The following is a 25,874-nucleotide window of genomic DNA, read 5'->3' as shown; positions in this document are numbered from 1 at the left end:
GAGAAGGAGGGGTCGGCGGCGTCCGCGAATGATGGGCGACGACCCAGTCCCCCACCCGCGGGAGTCGCGATGCTGGTCCTGGTAACCGGTGGCACCGGATTCATCGGCTCCCACTCGACGGCGGCCATCCTCGACGCCGGCCACCGGGTCCGGATGCTCGTGCGGGACGCGGCCCGCGCCCGACGGGTGCTGACCGCGTTGGGCGCCGACGCCGGGCGGGTGGAGCTGGTCGTCGGCGACGTCACCGACCCCGCCGACGTCACCCGGGCCGCCGACGGCTGCGCCGCCGCCCTGCACGCGGCCGGCGTGTACAGCTTCGACTCCCGGGACCGGGCGCGGATGCGGGCGGTCAACCTGCGCGGCACCGAGGTCGTGCTCGGGGCGGCGCGGGCGGCGGGCCTCGACCCGATCGTCCACGTCTCCACCTTCGGCGTGCTGCTGCCGGCCGCGCGCTCGCCGCTGACCGTCGACTCGCCGGTCGGCGCGCCCCGGGAGGCGTACCTGCGCAGCAAGGCCGCCGCCGAGCACGTCGCGCGCCGGCACCAGGACGACGGGGCGCCGGTGGTCGTCACGTACCCGCTCGCCTCGCTCGGGCCCGACGACCCGCACCTGGGCGACCAGACGACGCGGGTACGCAACGTGCTGCGCGGGTTGATGCCGATGTGGCCCACCGGCGGCTTCCCCGTCGGCGACGTGCGGGACGTGGCCCGGCTGCACGCCGCGGTGCTCGAACCGGGGCGCGGCCCCCGCCGCTTCCCGGCCCCCGGCCGGTACGTGACGACCCGCGAGTTCGTCGACGCGCTGCGCCGGGTCACCGGGCGGGCCCTGCCCACCCTGCGGCTGCCGGCGCGGGCCCTGCTGCCAATGGGGCACCTGGTCAGCGCGGCGCAGCGGCTGTCGCCCGTGCACCTGCCCGCCGAGCACGGCGCCATCTACCTGTGCGCCACCGCCCGCCCGATGGACGGCACGCCGACGGAGCAACTGCTCGGGCCGGCGGGCCGGTCGCTGGACGAGACGCTGGCCGACACCGTGCGCTGGCTGCACCGGACGGGGCGGCTGAGCCGCCGCCAGGCCGGGCGCGCCGCGCTCCCGGCGGCCGCCGCGCCGCACCGGGCCGCCGAACCGGCCTGACCCCCTGCCCGGAACCGGGCCCGGCCGCCGCACGTACGACGCGCGCGTGGAAATTGCAGCCCGCCCTTCCCGCGCGCAATTTTCCGCCAATCGCCGCGGCCATCGCGACCTCGGCCTGAGCAAAACGGAAGATGCGTTCCACCTGCGTCGGTCGCCACGATGATGCAGAACTTCACGCACCATCCACACCGCACGGAAAACTCCGGGCGACCACCATTTCATTCCTTGATTCCGTCGCTTACCGGGCGGCGGTCAAGGCTGCCCGAAAAACGTCTTGGCGGGACCGGAAACCGACGCGCCCGCCCCAAAAGGAGGTAGCCGCCGTGCAACCGGAGACACCAGAGGAACAGCAGGCGCGCGTGCTGACGCTGGAGGCGTTCGCCGACACCATCATCCCCGGGGCGAAGCGGTCCGCCGACGACCGGGCGATCGCGGGCGTCTCGACCGACGGCGGCGCCGTCGAGTCCGGGGCGCTGGCCCTGATGGAGGACCCGGCCGGCGGGCTGTCGCTGATGCTGGGCACGCTCAGTGAGGCCCTCAACGCCCACGCGAGCGGGTACGCCGAGACGAACGGGCTGACCCTCGATCCGAGCGTGCCGCCCTTCGTCGCGCTCGCGTTCGACCACCGCACCGCGCTGCTGAGCCACCTGCTCGCCCCGGACAACCCGGAGAAGGAGATGTGGGTGGGGCTCGCCCTGTTCAGCAACATGGCCTACGACAGCGCCGCGCACATGAACACCGTCGACGCCCTCGCCGCCGGGCACCCGGGGCTGCTGGCGATCGGCATCACCAAGCCCGACGCCGACGGGCTGTGGCGCTTCCCCGAGTACTCGTACGGACGCCCGCTGTCGCGACTGCACCCGCACACCACGCCCACAGGGAGCCCGGCATGACCAGTAACGCAAGCACCGACGTCGTGGTGATCGGCAGCGGCTTCGGCGGGGCGATCCCCGCCTACCACCTGGCCGCGGGCGGGGCGCGCGTGGTGGTCCTGGAGCGGGGCCCGTGGCTGTCCAGCGAGGAGTTCGACCACGACTTCAAGCTCGGCTCGTCGTACACCCGGATCTTCGACTTCACCGTGGGCGACGGGATGAGCGTGCTCGGCGGCAACTGCGTCGGCGGCGGCAGCGTCGTGTACTTCGCCACCATGCCGCGCGCGCCCCGGTTCATCTTCGAGCGGCAGGGCAGCATCGGCCGCCGGATGTGGCCGGCGGCCATCACCCGCGCCACGCTCGACCCCTGGTACGACCGGGTCTGCGAGTCGCTGCCGGTGACCATGCAGAGCTGGGACAAGGTGCCGTACGCCGGCGGCCTGTTCGCGGCGGCCTGCGCGCACGCCGGGCGCACGGCCAACCCGGTGCCGTCGGCGGTGGACGTCGACAAGTGCACCAACTGCAACTGGATGATGGCCGGGTGCCGCTTCGACGCGAAGCGCTCCCTGCTGCTCAACTACCTGCCGGCGGCCCTGGCGCACGGCGCCGAGATCCGGCCGCTGCACGAGGTGCAGCACCTCTCCCGCACCGACGACGGCGGGTACCGGGTGCACTACCGCATCGTCGACGCGGAGGACTACCGGATCCTGCACGACAGCGGGACGATCGACGCCAAGATCGTCATCGTGGCCGCCGGGGCCGGGGCCACCCCGGTGATCCTGCAACGCTCGGAGCCCACCCTGGGCACCATGCCCACCGCCGTCGGCCGGTACTTCTCCGGCAACGGGGAGCGGCTCAACACGGCCGTCTTCGACGACGACCGGGTCCGGGAGGTGCTCGGCCTGAGCCGGCCCGACGGCAGGGGCTACGACGCCAACCAGATCGGCCGCGGGCCGACGGTGGCGACGTGGGACCGGCTCGACCCGGACCTGCCCGAGTACGAGCGGTACTCGCTCGAACAGCTCTTCTTCCCGCTGGGGCTGGGCACGATCCTCGCCCAGGTGCCCGACGCGCAGGGCCCGAGCTGGTTCGGCCTGGCCAAGAAGGACATGCTGCGCCGCTGGCAGTCGTGGCTGACGCTGTTCACGATGTCGGAGGACGACAACGAGGGCGTCTTCGGGCCGCCGCCGGCGACCGGCAACGCGGACCGCATCTCCCAGCAGATGCTGGGCCGGGGTCCGTTGCGCTACCGGCCCACCGCCAACACGCTGCGGGGCTGGGCCGCCGCCGACGCGGACGCCCGGGACATCCTGGAGCGCGACGGGCTGGCCCGGGTGATGCCGTGGACCAACGACGTGGTCGGCGCGTACACGGTGCACCCGCTGTCGTCCTGCCGGATCGGCGACGACCCGGCGACGTCGGCCCTCGACGACCGGCACGAGCTGCGCCAGCACCCCGGCATCTTCGTCACCGACGGCTCGGCGGTGCCGGGCGCGCTCACCGTCAACCCGGCCCTCACCATCGCCGCGCTGGCCGAACGCGCCGTGCCCGGCATCGTCCGGGCGGCGCAGGAGCGTGGCATAGACGTCACCTACCACGGCTCGCTGCCCGACGGGACGGTCACCGCGGTGCCCCAGGTCGTACCCGGTTAGGGCGTGTGTCGAAGTCCTCGGTCGAGCCGAGGCGGAGTCCAGGCGGCGTCCGGCCGGGGACTTCGACACACGCCTACGTCCACGACGGGCCGGGGGCGCGCCCCGCCCCCGGCCCCGGCCCGCCCTACCAGGAAGGAAACCGATGGGCAGGCGACTGGCTCGGGTGACGAGCCGCACCATGCTGACCCACGTCCGGCACGTGACGCCGGTCGCCCCGGACGCCGCCGACGGGCCCGTCGCGCGGGTCTACGGGCAGATGGCCGACGACTTCGGCGTCCTCGCGCCCCCGGTGCTGCTGCACTCCCCCGCCCCCGACGTGCTGCGCGCGTGCTGGCTGATGCTGCGCGAGACGCTGCTCGCCGAAGGGCTGGTCGGCCGCGACGCGAAGGAGGTGGTCGCCGCCGCCGTCTCCGAGAGCAACCGGTGCCCGTACTGCGTGGAGGTGCACGGCGCGACGGCGGCCGGGCTGCTGGGCGACGCGGGCGGGTGGCTGACGGCCGGGGTCGGCGGGATCGGCGACCCCCGGCTGCGGGCCCTGGCCGACTGGGCCCGGCACAGCGGGGACGACAGCCCCGCGCGCCGCCGGCCCCCGCCGTTCCCCGCCGAGCACGGACCGGAACTGATCGGCGTGGCGGTGGCCTTCCACTACCTGAACCGGATGGTGAGCGTCTTCCTCCAGGACTCCCCGTTGCCGCCCACGCCGGCCGGGGTCCGTGCCGGCGTCCGGCGCACGGCCGCCCGCATCATGGGGGCGCTGGCCCGCTCCGGCCGGCCCCCCGGTCGTTCCCTGGAGCTGCTGCCGCCCGCGCCACCGGAGGCCGACCTGGCCTGGGCCGTCGGGCAGCCGCACGTGGCCGCCGCCTTCGCCCGGGCCGGCCAGGCCGTTCGTCACGCCGGCGCGGCCGCCCTGCCGGAGCACGTCCGGCGGCGGGTCCTGGCCTGCGTGGCCGACCCGCCGCCCCCGGAGCCGGGCGGGCGGTGGTTCGACGCCGTGGTCGCCGAGCTGTCGCCGCCCGAGCGACCCGCCGCCCGGTTGGCGCTGCTGACCGCGCTCGCGCCGTACCGGGTCACCGACGCCGACATCGCCGCCTGTCGCGACGGCGGCGCCGACGACGCCGCGCTGGTCGCGGTCACGGCCTGGGCGAGCCTGGCCGCGGCCCGCCGGATCGGGGCGCGGCTGTCCGGTGGCGGCCTCGGGCCACCCCCGGCCGGCGGGCCGGGCGCCGACGCCGCCGTCGGGGAGGAGGCCTCGCGTGCGGGCGAGGCGTGACCCGGGGCGGGCCGTCGACCCGGTGACGCCGCCGCGGGCGAGGCCCGTCAACCCGTGGGCGGCCCTGCTGGTGCTGTGCCTCGGCAACTTCCTGATCCTGCTCGACACGAGCATCGTCAACACGGCCGTGCCGGACATGATGCGGTCCCTCGACACCGGCATCGACAGCATGCTCTGGGTGCTCAACGGCTACCTGCTGGCGCTGGCGTCGTTGCTGATCGTCGCCGGGCGCCTCGGCGACCTGTTCGGTCCGCGTACCGTCTTCATGGCCGGCATGGCGGTGTTCGCGGTGGCCTCGGTGCTCTGCGGCGCCGCCCAGTCACCGGAGCAGCTCATCGCCGCGCGGGTGGTGCAGGGCGTGGGCGCCGCCGCGCTGCTGCCGCAGGCGCTGGTCCTGATCTCCGGCATCTTCCCGGCTTCGCGGCGGGGCGCCGCCTTCGGGATCTTCACCGCCGTCGCCGGCGTGGCCGCCGTCAGCGGCCCCACCCTCGGCGGCCTCGTGATCACCCAGCTCGGCTGGGAGTGGATCTTCTATCTGAACGTGCCGCTCAGCGCGGCGGGCGTCGCCCTGGCCTGGTGGCTCGTGCCCGACCTGCGTACCCGCCGGCCGCGTCACCTCGACGTGGTCGGCGTGCTCCTGGCCACGGCCGCGCTGGTGGGCCTCATGTACGCCCTCATCGAGGGCGAACGGCACGACTGGGGCACGGTACACGGGCCCGTCGGCATCCCGGCGATCCTGGTCGCCACGGCGGTGTGCGCGGTGGTGTTCGCGCTGCGCGAGCGCCGGCAGCGGGAGCCGCTCGTCCCGCCCGCGCTGTTCCGCCTCGCCAACTTCGGTCCGGCGACGGTGATCACGCTCGTCAGCTCCTTCGGGCTGTACGGCTTCCTGCTGGTCTTCGTCATCGAGACGCAGGCGCTGCTCGGCATGAGCCCGCTGGAGTCGGGCCTCGCCGCGCTGCCCTGGACGGTGGTGCTCAGCGCCGTCGCGCCGGTCGCCGGGCGGCTCACCGACCGCCTCGGCGGCCGGCGGCTGCTCGCCGGCGGGCTCACCGTGTACGCGCTCGGCGTGCTGGGCATGGCACTGCTGGTCACGCCGCACTCCACGGCCGGCACGTTCGTCGTACCGCTGATCGCCGTCGGCGTCGGCATGGGGGCGTCCATCGCGCCGACCACCACCGAGGCGATGCGCCACGTCCCCGCCCACCTGGCCGGCGCCGCCGCGGGCGTGCTCAACACGGCGCGCCAGGTCGGCGGGGCGCTCGGCGCGGCGGTCGTCGGGGCCGTCCTGCAACACCGGTTGGCCGACGCCCTGCCCGAGGCCGCCCGGGCGGGCGCGGCGCAGCTGCCTCCCGAGGCCCGGGCGGACTTCCTGCACGGATTCGGCGGGGCCGCCGGCGAGGGCGTCAAGCTGGGCGCCGGCCAGGCCGGCGGCTTCGTCGTGCCGGCCGGGACCCCGCCGGAGCTCGCCGACCGGTACCGGGAGGCGGCGCAGGCCGCCTTCGCCGACGCCTTCCTGCCGGCCGTGCGGCCGGCGCTGGGCGTGGTGGTGGGCGTCCTGCTGCTCGGCAGCCTGTTCGCGCTGCGCCTGCGACGGTCGCCATCTCACGAGGTGTGACCTCCGGTCGCGGCGAGCCGCAGCCGGGCCGGAAACTGTCAGGGAGAACCGTCGGGCCGGGAGCCCGACGGTTCTTCCCGTGGTGAGGTCGAGCGCGCGCGGGGCGGGAGGCGTGGCCGTCCCCAGGCGCACGACGTCGCGCACCATCCCCTTCCACGGTGGCGCTGTCTGACGCGGCGGTCGACGAATCGCCGTCGCGGAAATGGCGCACGGACGGCGTTTCCGGGGTCCGGTCCGCCGTCGCGCGAAACCGCCGAGCCCCACCCCGTTCACACGAATCCCCGCCGCATTCGCGCACGTGTGAGGCGAAGCCGTCGTTCGTGAAGCCGGAAAGGCCGCAGGCGCGGTCTCCGGCCGCCACTTCTAACGCTTCCAGGGCGCACGGAAAGGGCGCCCGCCGGACCCGGACGACGGGTTCGGCGGGCGCCACCGCGGCGGACCCGACACGAGCGGCGCGGGCGCGGCGGACCTCGTCGTCCGCCGCGCCCGCGCCGTGCACCGGTCGGGCCCGTGCGTCAGATGTACGGCGAGTTGGGCTCCAGACCGCAGAGGACCCGGCCGTACAGCTCGTAGTTGGTCTCCGGCAGCATCAGCGCGTGCATGTTCACGACCTGCGTGTCGCGGGCGATGCGCTGGATCGGCACGCTGTTGTAGATGGACGAGCCGCCGCTGGCCATGTTGAAGATGTCCACGGCCTCCTTGCCGAGCTGGCAGACGGCGCCGACGTCGGCCCGGGAACGGGCCCGCTCCTCCAGCGTCAGGGGCTCGCCGGACAGGCCCTTGTCGTCGACCAGCCCGGTGACCCGGTGGGCGTGGAACTCCGCCTGGTCGATCTTCATGACGGCCTCGGCGACCCGGAGATGGGTGATCGGGGCCTCGCGCTGGCTGTCGTACTCGGTGTAGGTGATCTTCCGGCCGGGCAGCCGCTCGAAGAAGACCTCCCGGGCCGCCCTGGCCAGCCCGACCACGGTGCCCACGGAGGAGGCGGCGGCCACGCCGAGCAGCGTCGTGCGGTACATCGGCAGGTCGGCGTTCAGGACGGAGGCGAACTGGTTCTGCAGGACCGCCGGCAGCGGAAGCACCCGCTCCTGGGGCACGAAGACGTCCCGGGCGACGGTGGTGACGCTGCCCGAACCGCGCATGCCCGCCGTGTACCAGTCGTCGACGATCTCCAGGTCCGACATGGGCACCAGCGCCATCACCGGCCAGAGCCCGGCGCCGTCCGGCGTCGGCGCCATGGCGATGATCTCCTGCCAGTGGCTGTGCTGGGCGCCGCTGATGAAGCCCCACTGGCCGTTGACCACCAGGCCGCCCTCCTTGGGGGTGGCCATCGCGGACGGGCTCAGCGTGCCGCACACCCGGACGTCAGGCGTGGCGTGGACCTCGTCCTGGACCGCGTCCGGGAACATGCCCACCATCCAGCCGGGGATCGTCCAGACCGACATGGTCCAGCCGACCGAGCCGTCGCCACGGGCCAGTTCGGCCGTGACCTCCGCCTGCGTACGGGTGTCGGACTCGTATCCGCCGTACCGGGTGGGCACCCGCATCTTGAAGAAGCCGGCCTCCGCCATCGCGTCGACCACCTCGTCGTGCAGGCGTCGATTCTCCTCCGACCAGCTGGCGTGCTTGCGTAGCAGCGGCACCAGCTCGGTGGCCCGCTTGACCAGTTCGGTCCTGGACGGTGCTTGGGTGACCTCCACCCGGTCCTCCTTCGAGATAGTCGTGTCGTTACGGTCAGGCAGCGAGCGCGGCGGTGCTCACGGGCAGCGGCGGGGCCCCGCTGATCAGGTCGGCCGCCTTCTCGGCGATGGCGAGCACCGCGGCGTTCGGGTTGCCGCGGATCAGCGTCGGCATGACCGAGGCGTCGACCACCCGCAGCCCGTCCACGCCGCGTACCCGCAGCTCGGCGTCGACGACGGTGCCCATGGCACAGGTGCCGGCCGGGTGGTAGATGGAGTGCGCGTACTGGCGGACGTAGGTGCGCAGGTCGTCGTCCGACTCCGACGCCGGCGGCTGGTAGGCCGCCTCCGTGTAGGGCTTCAGGGCGCTCTGCCGGGAGATCTCCAGACCGATCCGTACCCCGTCGATCGCGACCTGCATGTCGGCCTCGTCCGCGAAGTAGTTGTGCACGATCTTCGGCTTCGCCGTCGGGTCGTCGGAGGCCAGGGTGACGTAGCCCCGGCTGCGCGGGGTGAGGATCGACGGACCGTACGAGAAGGCGTGGTGGGTCGGCGTGCCGAGGCCGCTGTCGGCGAACATGACGGGCGCGCCCAGGTACTCCACGTCGGGAGCCGGCAGGTCGTCCCGGGTCCGGGCGAACCCGCCGGACTCCGGGCCGTTGGACGTCAACGGTCCCCGGCCCTCCGCCATGAACTGCTCCACGTTGGCCGGTGCCCCGGCGACGAGCAGGCTGATCGGGTGGGAGTGCGTGAAGATCAGCGGCACCAGGGCGTGGTCCTGGAGCCCCTGGCCCACCGCCGGCTGGTCGAGCACGACCGGCATGCCGAGCGCGCCCAGCAGGTCGGCGGGGCCGACGCCGGAGTGCATCAGCAGGTGCGGGCTGTTGTAGGCGCCGCCGGCGAGGATCACCTCGCGGTCCGCCCGGACCGTGATCTCCTCGTCCAGGCGGTGACCGACGACCCCCACGGCCCGCCCGTGGTCGAACAGGACCCGGTGCACCTGGAGGTTCGTCTCGACCGTCAGGTTCGGCCGGTCGAGCGCCGGGTGCAGGAACGCGGTCGCGGCGCTCGCACGGCGGCCGTCCCGCTGGGTGACCTGGAAGAACCCGAACCCGTCCTGCTCGGCGCCGTTGAAGTCCGGATTGACGGCGTGCCCGGCCTCGGCCGCGGCCTCCACGAACGCCTTCGACATCGGGTTGTTCGCCCGGCCCTCGGAGACGGCCAGGGGGCCGCCGACCCCGTGGTACGTCGACTCGCCCCGCTCGTTGTCCTCCGAGCGCTTGAAGTACGGCAGCAGCTCGTCGAAGCTCCAGCCCGGCTGCCGCCAGCCGTCGAAGTCGAGCCGGTTCCCCCGGATGTAGACCATCGTGTTGATCGAGCTGGTGCCGCCGAGCACCCGCCCGCGCGGGAGGTAGACGCGACGGCGGTCGAGGAACGGCTCGTCGTGCGTGTCGTAGTCCCAGTCGAGGTGGGTGCGGAAGAGCTTGCCGAAGGCGGCCGGGATGTGAATGTTCGGCGCCTTGTCCGCCGGCCCCGCCTCGATGAGGCAGACCGTCACCTCCGGATTCTCGCTCAACCGCGCCGCGAGCACACAACCGGCGGTTCCTCCGCCGACGACGACATAGTCGTACATTCACTCCTCCTTAGAATGCGCTGGGTCAAGGATGAGCCGACGGGCCGCCGAGTTCGCCTCCGAGAATGCTTTCCTGCGGGACGTCCGTCCGATCGTCCGAATTGTTTGTTCCGGCCCTGTCGCGATGGGGAAAGGAGGCGGCGGGACGGCCATTTCGGCAACGGCGACGACAAACGGTCGCCGTCGCGACGGGCGTCGTCGAGGACGCGTCGGGCGTGCGTCGCCCCGGACCGGGACGGCCGGGGCGACGACGGCGGGCTGCCGGGGCAGGAGGCGGTCAGCGACCGGCCAGGGCGAACTGGCCCGGGGCACGACCGGCCCCGGCCGGTCCCCGGTACGCCTGGGCGATGTCCAGCCAGTGGTCGGCCAGCGCGCCGGAGGCGGTGAGCCGGAGGTCGTCGCGGTGCCGGCGCCGCGTGACCAGCAGGCAGAAGTCGTGGGCCGGGCCGGTGATCCGCTGCTCGGCGTCGAGCGGCCCGAAGTCCCACCGGGCTCCGGACGGGGCGGTCAGCTCGAAGCGGAACTCCTCGTCCGGCGGCGTCAGGCCCCGGGCCAGGTAACCGAAGTCCCAGACCCGCACGGCGAACGCGACGAGGTGGCGGATCCGGTCGGTGACCTGGCGGCGTACGCCCAGCGTGTCGGCGATGTCCTGGCCGTGCCCGAACAGCTCCATCATCCCGGCGCTGGCGAGGACCGCGGGCGGCAGCGGGTTGACCAGCCAGGGCACCATCTGCTTCGGCGGTACGGCGGCCAGGGCCTCGATCGCCTTGTCGCGCTCGGCCCGCCACCGGGTCAGCAGCACCTCCGGCGGGTCCGCCAGGAACTCGGCCAACGCCTGCTCCACGTTGGCGTCGAAGTCGGCGCCGAGCTGCGAGAGCATCGCGGTGAACCTGGCCGGGGCGCCGGCGGCGAGCCCGGCGAGGCGGAACGTGGCGGCGAGGTGGGCCACCTGGTGGCTGATCGTCCAGCCGGGGGCGGGCGTCGGCAGCGCCCAGCCGTCGGCGTCGAGGCCGGCGACCAGGCTGTCGAGCTCTTCGCCGTCCGCCGTCAGGGCGGCTATCACGTTCTGGGAGGCGGTCACGTCTCTGTCCTTCCTGAGGGGCCAGACGAGGAGTGCGCGGCACCGCGAGCCGCCACGGTGGTCGCAGGCTGCCGGTGGATGTCCGCTCGCCGCTCGGGACGGATGACTCACTCATCCGGTCCGGCACGGGGCCGTCGTACGCCCGTTCGGCGACGTGCCTCCACTATGTGGCCCGGGTCCGTCGGGCGTCTTCTCCCGCCGTGCGGTGCCGCCGGCCCGGGGCCCGGCCGTCACCGCCGGATCAGCACCTCCGGCAGCGGCTTGCGGACCAGGTCCGGCACCGTCGCGTCGGGCGCCGGGTAGCCGACCGGCATGACCAGGTACGGACGTTCCTCCGGTGGCCGTTCGCACACCTCGTTGAGGAAGCGCATCGGGCTCGGCGTGTGCGTCAGGGTGGCCAGGCCGGCGTGGTGCAGTGCCGTGATCAGCACGCCGACCGCGATGCCCACGGATTCCTTCACGTAGTAGGGCTTCGGGGTGCGGGGGCCCTGGTGCACCTCGAACACCACGATCACGACCGGCGCCACCTCCAGGAAGGGCTTGTGCCAGTCCGTACCGATCGGGGCGAGCGCCTCCAGCCACTGCGCCGGCGCGCGCCGGGCGTAGAACTCGCGCTCCTCGGCCTCGGCGGCCTCCCGCAACCGGCGCTTGCGGGCCGCGTCGGTGACCACGACGAACCGCCACGGTTGCAGGTTGGCGCCGCTCGGCGCGGTCGCCGCCGCGCGGATCGCCTCCTCGACCACCTCCATCGGCACCGGCCGTGGCGAGAAGTGCCGGATGGAGCGCCTGGCGGCCATCCGGTCGGCGAAGGTACGCGCGGTGCGCACCATGTCGCCCGAGGTCGGCGAGTCGGATTCCAGGTCACCGGTCGTTTCAGCCATGAGCGCCTCCCCGCGCGATCGACGGATCCAGCATCGCCCAGCGGCGCGGGGCGCGTTTACGCAACCGTGCGGACTTTGCAGGCCTCGCTCGCGGGCCGTGGCCCTCACCCGTCCGTCGACGAGCCCTGCCCGGCGGGTACCGCGTCGAGCGGTCGGGGCCCGCCGATCGCCCCACTCGCCCCCGGCTCCGGGGAGACGGCGGGCCCGGTCGGCGGCGCGGCGAGGATCCGGGCCGTCAGGGCGGCCAGCAGCGCGGTGCGCTCCGGCATCCGCGCGACGTCGACGTACTCGCCGCGCGCGTGCGGCAGGCCGCCCACCCCGCCCAGGCCGTCCAGGGTCGGTACGCCGAGGGCGCCGGTGAAGTTGGCGTCGGAGGCGCCCGGGGCGGCGACGCCACGCACGGCCGGCAGCCCGAGGTCCACCGCCACCGACTGCGCGATCCGCAGCAGCGGCGTCGACACGGAGGCCGGCAACGGGTACCGGTTGATCCCGCCGCTGACGGTCAGCCGCGCGTCGGGAAGCCGGGGGGTCAGCTCGCGGACCAGCCGGTCCACCCGGTGCAACTCCTCGCGGGTCCAGGCCCGCACGTCGACGCAGAGGACCGCGGACTCGGGCACCACGTTCGTCATCGTGCCGGCGGAGAGGACCGTCGGGGTCACGCTCGTCTCCCCCGCGGCGAAGGCCTGCACCGCGAGGACGTGGTGGGCGAGTTCGACCCCGGCGTTGACGCCCCGGTGCGGTTCGACGCCGGCGTGCGCCGCCCGGCCGCCGACCGTGATCCGGTAGACGGAGCCGCCCTTGCGGGCGACCTTCAGGTCGCCGCCCTCGGTGCTCGGCTCGCCGACCAGCACCGCACCGGAGCGCCGGGCCTGCTCCTCGATCAGCGGGCGGGAGGTCACCGACCCGCTCTCCTCGTCGCAGGTGAGCAGCAGCCCGATCCGCGAGGTGTCCGGCAGCAGTTCCAGCGCGGTGAGCATCTGCACGATCCCGGCCTTCATGTCGCAGACCCCGGGCCCCGTCGCGGTGCTCCCGGTCAGCGTGAAGGGCCATTCGGAGATGGTGCCGGCCGGCCACACCGTGTCGTAGTGACCCAGCAGCAGCACGCGCTGGTCGGGGGCCGGCCAGAGCAGGTGCGGCAGTCCGTCGAGGACCACGCGACGCCCCCGCCGGCCCAGCGCGGCGTCGCCCCACGCCTGGAGCAGGTCGGCGCAGGCGGCCAGCTCCGGGCCCGCGCCCGGCGGCGACTCGCAGGTCACCAGCCGGCGCAACCGCTCCGTCAGCACCGCCGCCCGTGCCTGCGCCCCGCGCCGAAATATATCGACATTCACCATCATCCGATGGTGGCACCGCCGCCCCGGCCGCCACAGGGCACGACGCCCGACACCGCACGCACGCGGTGGGTACGGGGCCGACAGGGCATCCTGGAAGACGGGGGCGGGTCACGGCGCCCCGGACCGCGACGCGACCCAGACGGCGACGTCCGCCCCGCCGGGTGCGGCGGGGCGGACGCGGAGGCCGTTCTCGAGCGGGTGCCGGCGGGGCCGACCCGGCGATTCGTCAGTGGCTCATCTCGAGCTGGCCGCGCAGCTTGACCAGCGCGCGGGCGAGCAGGCGGGAGACGTGCATCTGGGAGACGCCGACCTGCGCCGCGATCTCGCTCTGGGTCAGGTTGCCGTAGAAGCGCAGGGTGAGGATCTTCTGCTCGCGCTCGTCGAGGGTGGCCAGCGCCGGGCCGAGGGCGACGCGCAGCTCGGCCAGCTCGAACTCGCCGTCCTCGGCGCCCAGGGTGTCGCCGAGCTCGGTGGCGCTGTCGCCGTCGCCGATGGGGGTGGACAGGGAGACGGCGTTGTAGGCACGCGCGCCCTCGAGCCCTTCCAGGACCTCTTCCTCGGTGACGCCGAGGTGGGTGGCGATGTCGGCGACCGTCGGCGCGCGGTTGAGCGTCTGGGTGAGGGTGCCGTTGGCCTCGGAGATGCGCAGCCGCAGCTCCTGGAGGCGACGCGGGACCCGGATGTTCCAGGTGCGGTCGCGGAAGTGGCGCTTGATCTCACCGAGGATCGTCGGGATGGCGAAGCCGGCGAAGTCGACGCCCCGGGAGGCGTCGAACCGGTCCACGGCCTTGATCAGCCCGAGCGCCGCGGTCTGGGCCAGGTCCCCGTTGGGCTCACCGCGCCCGCTGTAGCGGAAGGCGAGGTGGTGGGCCAGCGGCAGCCACGCCTCGATGACCCGCGCCCGCAGCGCCGGCCGGTCGGGGTGCCCCTCCGGCAGGGCGGCGAGGGCGGCGGTCAGCTCGCTCGCGCGGGTCTCGTCACCGGAGACCGTGGTGGCGGCGTCGGTGCTGGCGGTCGGCGCGGTCGTCGTGGTGATCATGCTGCCCTTCCCTGTCCTACCGATGCGGCGACGCCGGGAACCGACGACCGCAGTGCCATCACCCTAGACCAACGGCCGCCGCCACATCAACCGAACGGCCGATGGACGAAAGCGACAGAATTTCCCAAACAGGGCGAGGATGGTGTGGCGCGCACCACGAAACCGCCCACCATCGGCCGCGAAGGCGCGGGACGACGCAGGGACTGCGGGCGCCCGCACCAGGGCCGCGAGGGTGGCTCAGCGCCGCCGGCGGGCTCAGGGGGACGGTGGCTGCCCGTAGAGCCGACTCACCGTCTCGGCGACACAGACCGGCTTGCCGCCCGCGTCGCACTCCACGGTCACGGCGGTGACCAACTGCACCCCGCCCGCCACCGGGGACACCTCGACGATGGTGGCGACGGCCCGGACCGCCGTGCCGACCCGTACGGGGGCGGGGAACCGCACCCGGTTCAGGCCGTAGTTGACCCCCATCCGTACGCCCCGCACCCGGTAGAGCCGGCCCGCCAGCGCCGGCAGCAGGGACAGCGTGAGGTAGCCGTGGGCGATCGTGCCGCCGTACGGGCCGGTGGCGGCCCGCTCCGGGTCGAGGTGGATCCACTGGTGGTCGTCGGTGGCGTCGGCGAACAGGTCGACGCGCCCCTGGTCGATCCGCTGCCACGGCCCCGGGCCGAGGGTCTGCCCGACCGCCGCGGCCAGCTCGTCGAGGGAGTCGAAGGTCCTCATGCCAGGTGCCCTCCCAGCCGGGTGTAGCCGCGCAGCAGGTCGCGCGCGATGATGAGCCGCTGCATCTCGTCGGTACCCTCGAAGATGCGGTAGAGCCGCACCTGCCGGTACCAACGCTCGACGGGCAGCTCCCGGGTGTAGCCCATGCCGCCGTGGATCTGGAGCACCCGGTCGACCACGCGGTTGACCATGCCGGCGCCGTAGAGCTTCGCCATGGAGGAGGCGTGCCGCGGGTCCATGCCCTGGTCCACCGTCCACGCCGCCCGCAGGATGAGCCAGCGGGCCGCCTCCAGCTCGGTCTCGGAGTCCGCGATCATCCACTGGATCGCCTGGTTGTCGCCGATCGGCCGGCCGAACGTCTGGCGGGTGGTGGCGTAGTCGATCGCCATCCGCAGCGCGCGCTCGGCGATGCCGACCGCGTGCGACGGGATGGTGTAGCGCCCCTTGCCGATCCACTCCATCGCGAGGGCGAACCCCTGACCGGGCTCGCCGAGGATGTTGCGCTGCGGCACCCGTACGTCGTCGAAGACCAGCGCCGCGGGCCCGCCCTCGCCCATGGTCTGGATGAACTCCGAGCGCCAGCCCATCGCCCGGTCCACCAGGAAGGCCGTGGCACCGCCGTTGCGGGCCCCCTTCTCCCGGTCGGTGACCGCGATGACGATGGCGAAGTCGGCCTCGTTGCCGCCGGTGATGAAGGTCTTCTCGCCGTTGAGCACCCAGTCGTCGCCGTCGCGGCGGGCGCTGAGCCGGATGTTGGCGGCGTCGCTCCCGGCGCCCGGCTCGGTGATCGCGAAGCAGCTGCGCCGCTCCCCCTCGATCGTCGGGATCAGGAACTCCCGCTGCTGCTCCTCGTTGGCCCGGAACAGGATGTTGTCGGCCTCGCCGCCGAAGCGGAACGGCACGTACGAGCGGCCCAGCTCGGTCCAGATCAGCGACTGGGTGACGGCCGGCAGGTCCATGCCGCCGTACGCCTCGGGGGTGGCCAGCCCCCAGAAGCCGAACGCGCGCGCCTTGAGCTGCAACTCGCGCAGCTCGTCGGGCTCCAGCCCGGGCCGGTGGGCGCGTTCGCGCCGCAGCAGCTCCTGCTCCAGCGGCATGACCTCCCTGGTGATGAAGTCGCGGGCCGTGTCGCGGATGGCCCGTTCGGTGTCCGAGAGCGCGAAGTCCATGTCCCCTCCGGGGTCGGGTGCGGTGGTACGCGCCTCAGCGCGCGCCGCCGTTGACGTACAGGGTCTGGCCGCTGACGTACGAGGCGTCGTCGCTGGCCAGGAAGGCGATCGCCGAGGCGATCTCGGCGGGCTGGGCGACCCGGCGCAGCGGGGTGTGCTCGGCGACCGCCCGCTGGTGCGCCTCGGGGCTGCTGCCCACCCGCTCGGCGGTGGCGGCGGTCATCGCGGTGGCCACGTAGCCGGGGGCGACCGCGTTGACGGTGACGTTGAACGGGCCCAGCTCGACGGCGAGGGTGGCGGTGAGGCCCTGGACGCCGGCCTTGGCCGCCGCGTAGTTGACCTGGCCCCGGTTGCCGAGCGCGGAGCGGCTGCTGAGATTGACGATCCGGCCGTAGCGGGCCGCCACCATGTGCTCCTGCGCCGCCTGGCAGCACAGGAACATGCTCGTCAGGTTGGTGGTCAGCACCGCCTCCCACTCGGGCAGCGGCATCTTGAACAGCAGGTTGTCGCGGGTGATCCCGGCGTTGTTGACGAGCACGTGCAGCCCGCCGTACGCCTGGAGGACCTGGTCGGTCATCGCGGCGACCGCCCCGGCGTCGGTCACGTCGCAGCCGATGCCGACGGCCCGGCCACCGGCGGCGGCGATCTCGTCGGCGACGGCCCGGGCGCGCGCCGCGTCGAGGTCGACCACGGCGACCGCCGCGCCCTCGGCGGCCAGCCGGTGCGCGGTGGCCGCGCCGATGCCCTGCGCGGCGCCGGTCACGACGGCGACCCGGTCGGCGAATCTGGTCACGGTTTCTCCCTGGCTTCTAGAAGGCGTTGACGCCGGTGAGCGCGCGCCCGATGAGCAGCTGCTGGATCTGGCTGGTGCCCTCGTAGAGGGTGGCGACGCGGGCGTCGCGCAGGTACTTGCCGACCGGGTACTCGTCGATGTAGCCGTAGCCGCCGAAGACCTGGACCGCGTTGTTGGCCGCGCGCACGGCGGCCTCGCTGGCGAAGAGCTTGGCCATCGACGCCTCGGTGGCGAACGGCTCGCCCCGGTCGATCAGGTCGGCCACCCGCCACACGAGCAGGCGCGCGGCGTCGGTGTCGACGGCGATGGCGGCGAGCAGTTGCTGCACGAGCTGGTGGGCGGCGATGGGCTTGCCGAACTGGGTGCGCTGCCCGGCGTAGCCGACGGCCGCGTCCAGGCAGCCCTGGGCGATGCCGACGCAGCCGGCGGCCACGGACATCCGCCCCTTCGCCAGGGTGGCCAGCGCGAGCCGGAAGCCGGCGCCCTCCTCGCCCAGGCGCGCCGAGTCCGGCACCCGTACGCCGTCGAAGCGCAGCTCCCCGGTGGCCTGCCCGCGCAGGCCCAGCTTGCCGTGGATCTCCCGCCGGGTCAGGCCCGGCGCGTCGGTGGGCACCAGGAACGCGCTGATGCCCCGGTGCCCGGGGCCGCCGGTGCGGGCGAAGACCAGCGCGACGTCGGCCGTGGTGCCGTTGGTGATGAACATCTTCGCGCCGGTGATCAGCCAGTCGGTGCCGTCGCGCACCGCCCGGGTGGTCAGCGCGGCGGCGTCGGAGCCGCTGTCCGGCTCGGTCAGCGCGAAGCAGCCGAGCGCCGCGCCGGAGCAGAGCCGGGGCAGCCACTGCTCCCGCTGGGCCGGGGTCCCGTGCGCGGCGATCGACTTGGCGACCAGGCCGAGGGAGACCGAGACGATGCCGCGTACGGCGGAGTCGCCGCGGCCGAGCTCCTCCAGCACCAGGCAGTAGGAGAGGTGGTCGCCGCCGGACCCGCCGTCGTCCTCGCCGATGGTGAGACCCAGGAAGCCCAGCTCGCCGAGCTTGCCGACGATGTCGGGGTCGACGGACTCCCGGCGGTCCCAGGTGGCGGCGTGCGGCACCACCTCGCGGTCGACGAAGTCCGCGGCGAGCCGGCGGACCGCCGCCTGCTCGGCGGAGAGTTCCAGATCCATGAGCCTTAAACTAGCGGTGCAAGTTTAATTCCGTCCAGACCCGGTTGTGGCAGAGTCTGCGAGGGACGACCCGAGCGAAGGAGGACCGGATGCCCCGGCCGCGGCAGGCGCTGCTCAGCCGGCAGCGGATCGTCGAGACCGCCGCCGCGCTGATCGACGCCGAGGGGCTGGAGGGCTTCTCCACCCGCCGCCTCGCCGCCGAACTCGGGGTACGGGGGCCGTCGCTCTACAACCACTTCGCCACGAAGGACGAGATCCTCGACGCGGTGGCCGACAGCGTCACCGGCCAGGTGGACGTGTCGTTCTTCGGCACCGTCGACTGGCGCGAGGCGCTGCGCCGGTGGGGGCACTCCTACCGGGCCGCGCTGGCGGCGCACCCGAACATCGTGCCGTACCTGGCCCGGGGCCCGGGGCGCCGACCGGCGGCGCTGACCATGGCCGACGCCGTCTACGGCGGACTGGTCGCCGCCGGGTGGCCGCCGGCCCGGGCGACCCACATCGGCGCACTCATGCGCTACTTCGTGGCCGGCTCGGCGCTGGGCTCGTTCGCCCGGGGCTTCGTCGAGGACCCGGGGCTGTACGCGGAGCAGTACCCGCACCTGACCCAGGCCCACCGGCTGGCCGAGCACCAGCAGCAGGTGGACGAGGGCGCCTTCGCGCTGGGCCTCGACGCGCTGATCCACGGGCTGTCGCGCACCTACGAGGAGCACATCGGGCCGCTGCCACCCCTCCCGCCGGCCGGCGACGCGTACTAAAGTCAAAACTTGCGCTGCTAGTTTTGGCCGACGTACATGAGGGGCACGATGGATCTCGCACGGACCGACTTCTACCTCGACGGACAGTGGGTCGCCGCCGGCGCCGGGGAGACCGTCGCGGTGCGGAACCCGGCGACCGAGGAGGTCATCGCCGCCGTCCCGGCCGGCACCGCCGCCGACGTCGACCGCGCCGTCGCGGCGGCCCGGGCCGCCTTCCCCGGCTGGGCCGACACCGCGCCCGCCGAGCGGGCCGCCCGCCTGGACCGGCTGCACGCCGCGCTCTCCGCCCGGGCCGACGAGATCGCCCGCACCGTCGCCCTGGAGCTGGGCACCCCGCTGAAGGTGGCCACCCGGGTCCAGGCCGGCCTGCCGCTGACCGTCCTGCACAGCTACGTCGAGCTGGCCGCCCGCCCCCCGGCCGACGAGACCGTCGGCAACTCCCTGGTGCTCCGGGAGCCGGTCGGCGTGGTCGGGGCGATCACCCCGTGGAACTACCCGCTGCACCAGGTCGTCGCGAAACTGGCCCCCGCCCTGGCCGCCGGCTGCACGGTGGTGCTCAAGCCCAGCGAGCTGACCCCGCTGACGGCGTACCTGCTCTTCGACGCGATCCACGAGGCCGGTTTCCCGCCCGGGGTGGTCAACCTGGTCACCGGCACCGGCCCCGTCGTCGGCGAGGCCATCGCCGCGCACCCCGACGTCGACATGGTCTCCTTCACCGGCTCGACGGCCACCGGCCGGCGGATCTCTCACCTCGCCGCCGACCGGATCGCCCGGGTCGCCCTGGAACTCGGCGGCAAGTCGGCCAACCTCGTCCTCGACGACGCCGACCTGGGCACGGCCGTGAAGGTGGGGGTCGGCAACGCCTTCCTCAACTCCGGGCAGACCTGCACCGCCTGGACCCGCCTGCTGGTGCACCGCGACCGCTACGACGAGGCCCTCGACCTGGCCGCCAAGGCCGCGGCCGGCTACCGGCTGGGCGACCCGTTCGACCCGGCCACCCGGCTCGGCCCGCTGGTCTCCGCCGCGCAGCGGGAACGGGTCCTCGGGCACGTCGCCCGAGGACTGGCCGACGGGGGCCGACTCGTCGCCGGCGGGCCCGACGCCCCGCTGCCCGAGCGGGGCTACTTCGTCGCCCCGACGGTGATCGCCGACGTCGACCCCGACAGCGCCCTGGCCCAGGAGGAGGTCTTCGGCCCGGTGCTCGCGGTCATGCCGTTCGACGACGAGGACGAGGCGGTGGCCATCGCCAACAACTCCCGCTACGGGCTGGCCGGCGCGGTCTGGTCGGCCGACGAGGAGCGGGCGCTGCGGGTGGCCCGGCGGATGCGTACGGGCGCCGTCGACGTCAACGGCGCCCCCTTCAACCCGCTCGCCCCGTTCGGCGGCTACAAGCAGTCCGGCCTCGGCCGGGAGCTGGGCCGGCACGGGCTCGAGGAGTTCCTCCAGGTCAAGGCCATCCAGCGATGAGGGCGCTGGTCGTACGGGCCGTCGGCGCCCCGCTGCGGGTGGAGGAGATCGAGCTGCCCGCCCTGGGCCCGCACGACGTACGGGTGAGCGTCCGGGCGGCCGGCGTCTGCCACTCCGACCTGTCCATGGTCGACGGCACGCTCGCGCCGCCGTACCCGCTGGTGCTGGGGCACGAGGCGGCGGGGGTGGTGGCCGAGGTCGGCGAGGGGGTCACGCGGGTCGCGCCGGGCGCGCACGTGGTGCTGAACTGGGCCCCGCCCTGCCGCGACTGCTGGTACTGCCGGCGGGACGAGCCGTGGCTGTGCGAGCGCACCGGAGCGCCCTCGGCGCCCCGGGGGCGGACGCCGTCCGGCGAGCCCCTGCACGTCACGCTCGGCCTCGGCGCCCTCGCCGAGGAGGTGGTGGTGCCGCAGGACGCCGTCATCGGAGTCCCGGCGGAGCTGCCCTTCGAGGCGGCGGCGCTGCTCGGCTGCGCCGTGCTCACCGGCGTCGGCGCGGTCCGCCGTACGGCGAAGGTGGCCGCCGGCGAGTCGGTGGCCGTGATCGGCCTCGGCGGGGTGGGCCTGTCGGTGGTCTCCGCCGCGCGGGCCGCCGGCGCCGACCCGGTGCTCGCCGTCGACGTCTCCCCGACCAAGGCGGCGCTGGCCACCGCGGCCGGGGCCACCGACTTCCTGCTCGCCGACGAGTCGCTCAACCGGGCGGTCCGGGGGCGCACCGGGGGGCGGGGCGTCGACCACGCGCTGGAGTGCGTCGGTCGCGCGGCCACCATCCGCACCGCCTGGCGCGCGACCCGCCGGGGCGGCCAGGTCACCGTCGTCGGCATGGGCGCCAAGGACGACATCGTCGGGCTGGGCGCGCTGGACATCTTCCACTCGGCCCGGACGCTGCGTTCCTCGGTCTACGGCTCCTCCGACCCGGACCGGGACGTGCCCGACCTCGCCCGCGCCGTGCTCGACGGCACCCTCGACCTCGGCTACCTGGTCACCGACCGGACCACCCTCGACGGCGCCCCCGAGGCCTTCGCCCGCATGTCCCGGGGCGAGGGCGCCCGCACGATCGTCCTCCCCACCCCCTGACCCGCGTCGATCACGCACCTGTGGTCGGCGGTCACCGCCACTTCGCGGCGTGGGCACCGCAACCGCATGATCGACGCGTGCGGGCCCCTGGTCAGGACAGGGCGCGGGCCAGTTCGGTGCGGGAGCGGATGTTGAGGCGGTGGAAGATGTTGCGCAGGTGGTGGTCGACGGTGCGGGTGGACAGGAACATCCGGGCGGCGATCTCCCGGTTGGTGGCGCCCTCGGCGACCAGTTGCGCGATCCGGAGCTGCTGACCGGTCAACAGTCGGGCCGCCGACTCCTCCGGGGGGCCGACCGACTCCCCCGCCGCCCGCAGCTCCGTGGTGGCCTGCTCCGCCCAGCTGGCCGCCCCGAGCAGCGTGAACGCCTCCCGCGCGGCGTGCAGGTGCTCACGGGCCGCACGCGGTCGGCGGCTGCGGCGCAGTTCCCGGCCGAGGAGCAGCTCGGTGCGGGCCCGCTCGAACGCGTCGGCGTCCGTCGGGTGCAGCCGCAGGGCGGTGCGGAACTCGCGTTCCGCCTCGGCGCTGCCCCGGGGCGCGAGCAGCCCGTGGCAGCGCGCGGAGAGGGCCCGGCGCGACGGGCTCGCCGTACTGCTGGCCCACCGGTCGAAGACGGCGAGGGCGGCGCCGGCGACCGGTCGGTCCGCGACGGCGGCGGCCGCCTCCACGAGGTACGGGGTGGCCATCACCAGGACCAGCACCTGCCCCCGGCCCGTACCCGGACAGGCCAGCCCGGCCAGTCGCGCGGCGGCGGCGGCCGGCCGGTTGTCGACCAGGTCGAGCACGGCCAGCGCCCACTGCGCGAGGGCGCGCGGCCGGCTGTGCGCGCCCGCGTCCTCGCCGATCTCCCGGATCCGGCGCAGGGCGGTGTCGCGATCGGCCCGCACGGCTGCCAGCACCGCCAGCATCCCCAGGTGTACGCCGGCCCAGTTCTCCTGGCCGGTGTCCCGGGCGATGCGCAGCCCCTCCCGGGAGCTGTCCGTCGCGGCGTCGTGCCGGCCCAGCCAGTACTCCGCGGCCGCCCGCAGCTCCAGCGCGCGCGGCAGTGCGGACACCTCGCCCCGCTCGCGGGCCACCTCGACGGCGCGCTCGGCGAGCCGGTGCGCCGCGCCGTCCACGGCCACCAGCAGCCCGGCCGCCGCCGCGCAGGTCAGGGCTGCGGGGGTCGACGCCGCCCCGGTCAGCTGTCCACCGAGGACGACCGCCCGGCGCAGAGCCGGGCCGGCCTGCTCGTGGTCGCCGCGCAGCGTCGCCGCCGTCCCGGCGACGTAGGCGCTCAGCAGCTCGGTCGCGGGCGGGTCGTCGGGGCGGCGCAACAGCTCCGCCCGCCGCGCGACCTCGGCGTAGCGGTACTGGTCGCCGGCGAAGCAGACGGCCTCGCCCGCCCGCACCAACGCCCCGAGGGCCAGCGCGCGATCGCCGTCCGCGCCCCCCGTGCCGGTGGACGCGTGATCGGCGGCGGCCAGGGTGTCGGCGGCGGACAGCAGCGTGGTGAGCGCGAGCCCGGGTCGGCCGGTGCGCAGTTCCAGTTCCCCGCGCAGCAGGTCGGCCCGGCCCGCCACGGCGGCCTCCTCGGCCCGGCCCGCGACGGCGACTTCCGCGGCCGGGGGCAGTTCGCCCAGCAGCAGTCGGGCCCGGTGCACCCGACCGGCCAACCAGGCGTACCGGGCGGCGGCCACCAGCCGGGCGGCGGCGCGTACCGGATCGTCGCTGAGTTCGGCGGCCCGGTGCAGCGCCGCGGCGGCCGCCGCTCCCCCGCGTGCGTACTCGGCCGCCGCCTGTTCCAGCTCGGCGGCCAGGGCCGGGTCGGGACCCGGGGCCGCGGCGGCGAGGTGTCCCGCCCGGCGCAGCCGGTGCCGCGTCCCGTCCAGCACGCCGGCGAGCAGCAGGTGCGCCGCGCGCCGCTCGGCCAGCGGCGCGGCGGCCCGGACCACGGTGCGGACGAGGGGCTGCGGAAAGGTGACCCGTCGCGGCTCGACGCGGACCAGGCCCGCGAGTTCGGCCGGGGCGAGCGCCTCGACCGCCGTGCCGGCGGCCCGGGCCGCCCGGACCAGGGTGGCCGGCTCCCCGTCCTCGTCGAGCGCGGCGAGCAGCAGGACGCGGCGGGTGTCGGCGGGCAGCCGGTCCAGGCGGGCCCGGTAGGCGCGGCCCAGCCTGCCGTCGGGCGGGGGCGTCTCGGGCACGGGCTCCTCCCCACGGCACTGCCCGGGGGTGAGCACCCCGGCCAGGTCGAGAAGGGCCTGCGGATTGCCGCCGGCCGCCGCACCGAGCGCGGCGGCCACGGGTGGCGCGGGTGGGCGGCCGCCCAGCCGGTCGGTGAGCAGGGCGACGCTGTCCCGGTCGTCGAGCGGGCGCAGCCGGTGGCGGGCCATCCCGCCGAGCGGCACGTCCGCGGCGGTGGTGAGCAGGACGGCCACCCGCGAGCGGTGCAGGCGGCGGGCGACGAACGCCAGCACCTCCGCCGTGGGCTGGTCGCCCCGGTCCACGTCGTCCATCGTGCACAGCAGGGGGGTCTCCCGCGCGGCGGCGGCCAGCAGGCCGAGCACGGCCAGGGAGAGCGCCAGGCGGCGGTGAGCGGGGCAGCCCGCGCCGGCCACCGCCCGCAGCAGCACCCGCCGCTGATGCTCCGGCAGCGCCGGGGCGCGGTCGAGCACCGGGTCCAGCAGCCGTTGCAGTCCGGCGTACGGCAGGTCGGCCTCCTCGGGGAGCCCCGTGCCGGCCAGGACGGCGCAGCCCTCGGCGTGCCGGTGCGCGTAGTCGACGAGCGCGCTCCGGCCGGATCCCGGCTCGCCCTGGAGCAGCAGCGCTCCCCCGCCGGTGGGCAGGTCGCCCAGCAGCCGCCGGATGGCGGCGCGCTCCTCGGTCCGGCCACGCAACACGGTTAATTGCACTGACGATGCAGTAACCATGCATCGAGTGTTACCTATCGGTAGCCGGATGGAAAGCCCGACCACCCCGCTCGCGCGTCAGTGCGCGCCGATGTCGGCCAGCAGCGCGGCGACCGTGCGGGCCATCACCGCGCGGGCCTGGTCCACGCCCAGCCCCAGCCCGTCGCGCAGCATCGACCAGGCGGGCCACATGCTGGCGGCCACCAGCGCGTGGACCACCTGCGCCCGGTGCGGCCCGGCCTGCTCCAGCTCGGCGGCGAAGAGGTGCTCGACCTCTTCGCGGACCCGCTCGATGTGCTTGAGGCGGTTGCGACGCAGCTGCCCCGAGACCGGCTCGCGCATCTGGGCGGCACGGGCCGACGGCGCGATGAGCTGGAGCAGCCGGGCCCGCTGCCGGCAGTACGCGTCGACCCGCCGGGCCAGCGGCAGCGCCGGCGAGATCGGCCGGTAGGCGGCGTCCTGCTGCCGGAGCAGCTCCGCGCCACTGGCCTCGAAGAGCGTCTCCATGTCCTTGAAGTTGGTCCAGAGCGTCCGCAGCGAGATGCCGGCCCGCTCGGCGATGCGCTCGCCGGTCGGCCTCAGGTCGCCCTCGGAGATGAGTGCCAGGTGCGCCTCGACGATCGCCGCCCGGGTGCGTTCGGCCCGGGCGGTCCGGCCGTCGACCCGGACCGGCGCCTCGGCACCGCCCATCGTCGCCCGCCTCCTCGTCGCCGTCACGTCGCCCGCACCGCCGCGCCGAGTCTAGCCACGGGCGACGCGCCGGCCGCCCGGCCCCGGCCCGGCGCGGTCATCCGGCGGGCCGGCCGGCCAGGCTGACCCCGCCGTCGAGGACGAGGGTCTGCCCGGTGATCCACGCCGCGTCGTCGGAGGCGAGGAACGCGACCGCGCAGGCCACGTCGCGGGGCAGCCCGAGGCGCCCCAGCGGGTACGCCCCGGCGACCTCCTCCTCCCGGCCCTCGTGCAGCGCCGCCGCGAAGCGGGTCTTCACCACGGCGGGCGCGACCGCGTTGACGCGGACCTTCGGGGCGAGCTCGACGGCCAGGCACGCGGTGAGGTGGTCGACGGCGGCCTTGCTCACCCCGTAGAAGGCGATGCCGGGCGACGGGACGCGTCCGGCGATCGAGGAGACGTTGACGACGCAACCGCCGCGCTCGCCCATCCCCGCGGCGACCTGCTGCACCCAGCCGAGCGTGCCGACCAGGTTGACGTCGAGGATCTTGCGGGCCGCCGTCAGGTCCAGATCGACCAGCGGCCCGTACGCCGGGTTGATCCCGACGTTGTTGACCAGCACGTCGATCGGCCCGAACGTTTCGGCCACGGCGTCGACCGCCGCCCGGCGGTGCCCGGGATCGTCGGCCCGGCCGGGTACGGCCACGGCGCGGGCGGGCCCACCGAGCGCCGCGACCGCCTCGGCCAGGGCCTGCGGGTGTCGCGCGGTCAACCCCACGCGGGCGCCCTCCGCCACGAGCCTGCGGGCGACGGCCAGGCCGATGCCGCGACTGGCGCCCGTGACGAGGGCGACCCGGCCAGCGAGCCGCCCCGAATCTGCATTCACGATGCAGATAGTAGGAGGGCAGCCGACCGGCGTCAACGACGGAACGTCGATGGACGCGTCACATTCCATTGACAGCCTCCACTCCTAACCGCACTGTCGA

Annotated in this window: 21 protein-coding genes; 8 read left to right on the top strand and 13 right to left on the bottom strand. The window is 74.8% G+C overall.

Annotated features, from left to right (window positions below; all coding sequences use genetic code 11):
- The first annotated feature begins 69 nt into the window (after positions 1–69).
- From ACTMS2_RS25980 to ACTMS2_RS25960, 5 genes are all read left to right on the top strand, one after another.
- The gene (locus ACTMS2_RS25980) at positions 70–1,131 is read left to right on the top strand and encodes an SDR family NAD(P)-dependent oxidoreductase (RefSeq protein ID WP_441177755.1); all 1,062 of its coding nucleotides are present in this window, start codon (positions 70–72) and stop codon (positions 1,129–1,131) included.
- A gap of 323 nt (positions 1,132–1,454) precedes the next feature.
- The gene (locus ACTMS2_RS25975; RefSeq protein ID WP_088999814.1) at positions 1,455–2,024 is read left to right on the top strand and encodes a DUF5987 family protein; all 570 of its coding nucleotides are present in this window, start codon (positions 1,455–1,457) and stop codon (positions 2,022–2,024) included.
- The gene (locus tag ACTMS2_RS25970; protein WP_441177754.1) at positions 2,021–3,655 is read left to right on the top strand and encodes an FAD-dependent oxidoreductase; all 1,635 of its coding nucleotides are present in this window, start codon (positions 2,021–2,023) and stop codon (positions 3,653–3,655) included. The genes ACTMS2_RS25975 and ACTMS2_RS25970 overlap by 4 nt, the downstream gene beginning before the upstream one ends.
- Positions 3,656–3,833: 178 nt before the next feature.
- Complete coding sequence (locus ACTMS2_RS25965; protein WP_441177789.1) at positions 3,834–4,925, top strand: carboxymuconolactone decarboxylase family protein; 1,092 nt, start codon at positions 3,834–3,836, stop codon at positions 4,923–4,925.
- Entirely contained in the window at positions 4,909–6,540 is a 1,632-nt protein-coding gene (locus tag ACTMS2_RS25960) for a DHA2 family efflux MFS transporter permease subunit (protein ID WP_441177753.1), read from the top strand. The genes ACTMS2_RS25965 and ACTMS2_RS25960 overlap by 17 nt, the downstream gene beginning before the upstream one ends.
- Positions 6,541–7,055: 515 nt before the next feature.
- Here ACTMS2_RS25960 and ACTMS2_RS25955 read toward each other — a convergent pair.
- From ACTMS2_RS25955 to ACTMS2_RS25910, 10 genes are all read right to left on the bottom strand, one after another.
- Positions 7,056–8,240 carry an acyl-CoA dehydrogenase family protein gene (locus tag ACTMS2_RS25955; RefSeq protein WP_441177752.1) on the bottom strand — a complete coding sequence of 395 codons (1,185 nt, stop codon included), beginning with the start codon at positions 8,238–8,240 and terminating at the stop codon, positions 7,056–7,058.
- 34 nt (positions 8,241–8,274) lie between these two features.
- A complete protein-coding gene (locus ACTMS2_RS25950) occupies positions 8,275–9,852 on the bottom strand; it encodes a GMC family oxidoreductase (RefSeq protein ID WP_357723136.1) in 1,578 nt (525 codons plus the stop codon).
- A gap of 277 nt (positions 9,853–10,129) precedes the next feature.
- Positions 10,130–10,933 (bottom strand): TIGR03084 family metal-binding protein, encoded by an 804-nt coding sequence (locus ACTMS2_RS25945; protein WP_441177751.1) that lies wholly within the window; start codon positions 10,931–10,933, stop codon positions 10,130–10,132.
- A gap of 230 nt (positions 10,934–11,163) precedes the next feature.
- On the bottom strand, positions 11,164–11,763 hold the full coding sequence (locus tag ACTMS2_RS25940; protein WP_363904798.1) for a nitroreductase family protein: 600 nt from the start codon (positions 11,761–11,763) through the stop codon (positions 11,164–11,166).
- 155 nt (positions 11,764–11,918) lie between these two features.
- Positions 11,919–13,145 (bottom strand): M20/M25/M40 family metallo-hydrolase, encoded by a 1,227-nt coding sequence (locus ACTMS2_RS25935; RefSeq protein WP_441177750.1) that lies wholly within the window; start codon positions 13,143–13,145, stop codon positions 11,919–11,921.
- 226 nt (positions 13,146–13,371) lie between these two features.
- Positions 13,372–14,184, bottom strand: coding sequence for a SigB/SigF/SigG family RNA polymerase sigma factor (locus ACTMS2_RS25930; RefSeq protein WP_088999807.1), 813 nt, complete (start codon positions 14,182–14,184; stop codon positions 13,372–13,374).
- Positions 14,185–14,439: 255 nt separating this feature from the next.
- Positions 14,440–14,907, bottom strand: a complete 468-nt coding sequence (locus ACTMS2_RS25925; protein ID WP_441177749.1) for a MaoC family dehydratase — start codon at positions 14,905–14,907, stop codon at positions 14,440–14,442.
- Positions 14,904–16,076: an acyl-CoA dehydrogenase family protein gene (locus ACTMS2_RS25920; RefSeq protein WP_101410776.1), complete on the bottom strand. Its 1,173-nt coding sequence runs from the start codon at positions 16,074–16,076 to the stop codon at positions 14,904–14,906. The genes ACTMS2_RS25925 and ACTMS2_RS25920 overlap by 4 nt, the downstream gene beginning before the upstream one ends.
- Positions 16,077–16,110: 34 nt before the next feature.
- Positions 16,111–16,869, bottom strand: coding sequence for a 3-oxoacyl-ACP reductase FabG (gene fabG / locus ACTMS2_RS25915; protein ID WP_441177748.1), 759 nt, complete (start codon positions 16,867–16,869; stop codon positions 16,111–16,113).
- A 16-nt stretch (positions 16,870–16,885) separates the two neighbouring features.
- Entirely contained in the window at positions 16,886–18,034 is a 1,149-nt protein-coding gene (locus ACTMS2_RS25910; RefSeq protein ID WP_441177747.1) for an acyl-CoA dehydrogenase family protein, read from the bottom strand.
- Positions 18,035–18,123: 89 nt separating this feature from the next.
- Between ACTMS2_RS25910 and ACTMS2_RS25905 the strand changes: the two genes are divergently transcribed.
- The 3 genes from ACTMS2_RS25905 to ACTMS2_RS25895 are packed head-to-tail and all read left to right on the top strand — an operon-like array spanning position 18,124 to position 21,332.
- Positions 18,124–18,789: a TetR/AcrR family transcriptional regulator gene (locus ACTMS2_RS25905; protein ID WP_088999802.1), complete on the top strand. Its 666-nt coding sequence runs from the start codon at positions 18,124–18,126 to the stop codon at positions 18,787–18,789.
- A gap of 48 nt (positions 18,790–18,837) precedes the next feature.
- The gene (locus ACTMS2_RS25900; RefSeq protein ID WP_441177746.1) at positions 18,838–20,256 is read left to right on the top strand and encodes an aldehyde dehydrogenase family protein; all 1,419 of its coding nucleotides are present in this window, start codon (positions 18,838–18,840) and stop codon (positions 20,254–20,256) included.
- Positions 20,253–21,332: an alcohol dehydrogenase catalytic domain-containing protein gene (locus ACTMS2_RS25895; protein WP_441177745.1), complete on the top strand. Its 1,080-nt coding sequence runs from the start codon at positions 20,253–20,255 to the stop codon at positions 21,330–21,332. The genes ACTMS2_RS25900 and ACTMS2_RS25895 overlap by 4 nt, the downstream gene beginning before the upstream one ends.
- 91 nt (positions 21,333–21,423) lie before the next feature.
- Here ACTMS2_RS25895 and ACTMS2_RS25890 read toward each other — a convergent pair whose 3' ends face one another.
- The 3 genes from ACTMS2_RS25890 to ACTMS2_RS25880 all read right to left on the bottom strand — a co-directional run bounded on the left by ACTMS2_RS25890 (position 21,424) and on the right by ACTMS2_RS25880 (position 25,774).
- Positions 21,424–24,210: a LuxR C-terminal-related transcriptional regulator gene (locus ACTMS2_RS25890; RefSeq protein ID WP_441177744.1), complete on the bottom strand. Its 2,787-nt coding sequence runs from the start codon at positions 24,208–24,210 to the stop codon at positions 21,424–21,426.
- 87 nt (positions 24,211–24,297) lie between these two features.
- The gene (locus ACTMS2_RS25885) at positions 24,298–24,909 is read right to left on the bottom strand and encodes a TetR/AcrR family transcriptional regulator (protein WP_441177743.1); all 612 of its coding nucleotides are present in this window, start codon (positions 24,907–24,909) and stop codon (positions 24,298–24,300) included.
- Positions 24,910–25,006: 97 nt separating this feature from the next.
- The gene (locus ACTMS2_RS25880) at positions 25,007–25,774 is read right to left on the bottom strand and encodes an SDR family oxidoreductase (protein WP_441177742.1); all 768 of its coding nucleotides are present in this window, start codon (positions 25,772–25,774) and stop codon (positions 25,007–25,009) included.
- Between the last annotated feature and the right edge of the window lie 100 nt (positions 25,775–25,874).

It is taken from the genome of Micromonospora sp. SD12 (genome assembly GCF_052068495.1).
Classification (GTDB): Bacteria; Actinomycetota; Actinomycetes; order Mycobacteriales; family Micromonosporaceae; genus Micromonospora; species Micromonospora echinofusca.
This window is presented reverse-complemented; position numbering and strand designations above follow the sequence as displayed.